This window comes from Catenovulum agarivorans YM01, assembly GCF_000281085.1.
GTDB classification, from domain to species: Bacteria; Pseudomonadota; Gammaproteobacteria; order Enterobacterales; family Alteromonadaceae; genus Catenovulum; species Catenovulum agarivorans.
In genome coordinates this window covers 1-1,395 of record NZ_AJWM01000125.1, presented here as the reverse complement: position 1 = coordinate 1,395, position 1,395 = coordinate 1, and the positions used below count along the sequence as shown (strand labels likewise).

1 protein-coding gene is annotated in these 1,395 nt (G+C 37.9%); it reads right to left on the bottom strand.

Annotated features, from left to right (window positions below; genetic code table 11):
• Positions 1-286 precede the first annotated feature (286 nt).
• Positions 287-1,300, bottom strand: coding sequence for an IS110 family RNA-guided transposase (locus WSC_RS0102605; RefSeq protein WP_016954348.1), 1,014 nt, complete (start codon positions 1,298-1,300; stop codon positions 287-289).
• Between the last annotated feature and the right edge of the window lie 95 nt (positions 1,301-1,395).

Here is a 1,395-nt window from a genome sequence, read left to right as displayed (position 1 = left end):
CATATATGGACCCACTCCGTTTGCAAGTAATTTGATTGATTAAAAACTAAAATCGTTGCACTCATATATTCGGCTTTTAAATGAGAGTGTTTTTATGCTCTCTAGCCCTGATGGATATATGCGCTCACTTTCCTAAACATCCTTACGGCTTATGATAGCCCATGCCTTGATAAGGTTTTTAGCGAGCCGGTCTGACCTGTTTTTCATCAAATCAAATTGCTTAGCAATCGTTTGAAATCTTTGTTGTGTTACGGTTTAAAGTGATTAAATTAAGCAGCTACAACTATCAAGCTAGTTTAAATGTTTCATTTTTAGCCATGATTACCCAAGCAATTCTGGCCAATTTATTTGCCAATGCGACACAAGCTTTATTGTAGCAACTTCTTTCTTTTAATTTAGTAACCCAAACACTTAATTTGTCATCCTTCTTAGATGAATTCTTGAGCAATGCTCGAGCGCCATGAATTAGCAACGTCCTCAGATAACTATTCCCTCGTTTACTTATCCCAAGTAAATTGGCTTTGCCACCTGTTGAATGCTGCTTAGGGACTAACCCTATCCAGGCTGAAAAGTGTCTGCCATTGTTAAACTCTTTAGCACTTCCAGCTGCAGCAAACAAAGCAGTGGCTGTAATTGGCCCGATTCCGGTTATTTCATTGAGCCTTTGGCAAATATCGTGGTGCTCATTTATTTGTTTTATTTTATGCTCACAATTTTTAAGCTTACTTTCAATTGCTAGTAATTCATCATACAAATCAGCAAAGAATTCACGAGCCATCATAGTCAAACCGTTTTCAGCATCTTCAAGAATAATTGGTAACTCACTTCTAACCGCAGCCACACCTTTGTTAATGATTAAGCCGTACTCAGCTAAAAGCCCTCTTGTTTGGTTAACCAAAGCTGTTCTGTTTTTTACCAGACGTTCACGTAAGCGATGAACGATTTGAATATCGTGTTGTTCAATATTTTTTATTGGCACAAAGCGCATGTTCGGACGCTGTGCTGCTTCTGCGATGGCTAATGCATCGTTGTAATCGTTCTTGTTTCCTTGCACAAATGGCTTTACATATTGTGGTGCAATTAATTTAACTTCATGTCCAAAATACTGGAATGCTCTTGCCCAGTGATGTGCGCTGCCACAGGCTTCCATCACGATAATACATGGCTCTAGTTGGCTAATGTAAGCTAACAAGTTTCTTCTTTTTAAAACTTTCTTTTTCTGTAACTTACCAAATTCATTCACCATGACTAAATGAAAAATACTTTTTGCTATGTCTAGGCCAATTAGGTTAGTCTTCATATACCACTCCTTCTTTAATTTAGATGTCTTGTTGCAATTTCATCTTGGCTCATTTGAAGCCGTATTTAAAGAGGAGTGGGTCCATTCCATTATCC